Source organism: Mesorhizobium sp. GbtcB19 (genome assembly GCF_019091085.1).
Classification (GTDB): Bacteria; Pseudomonadota; Alphaproteobacteria; order Rhizobiales; family Rhizobiaceae; genus Mesorhizobium.
The window spans coordinates 1-228 of sequence record NZ_JAGXJY010000679.1 but is presented as its reverse complement, the minus strand read 5'-3'; the positions used below and the strand labels follow the sequence as shown (position 1 = coordinate 228).

At 64.9% G+C, this 228-nt stretch carries 1 protein-coding gene; it reads right to left on the bottom strand.

The window, feature by feature from the left end; all coding sequences use genetic code 11:
* The coding region (locus KVT37_RS33400; RefSeq protein ID WP_217579137.1) for a hypothetical protein at nucleotides 1-210 on the bottom strand (210 nt) is incomplete at its 3' end.
* Nucleotides 211-228: the final 18 nt, after the last annotated feature.

Genomic DNA, 228 nt, shown 5'->3' with positions numbered 1-228 from the left:
GCCGGGCGCGGTACCGTTGTCGTCGACCCACACGTGAGGCCCATTGTTGGAGGAGGTAACCTTGACGGGGGCGACCGCCTGCGGGACCGTGGTCGGCGCGTTGGCGCCGAGGGGCTTGAGCAGGTCTGACAGGTCGATGACGTCATGGCCGGGCGCATAACCTGCGATGACGGCGGCCACGTGAACCGTAAGCTTGGATGGAACGATCACAAACGTATCGTTCCCGCT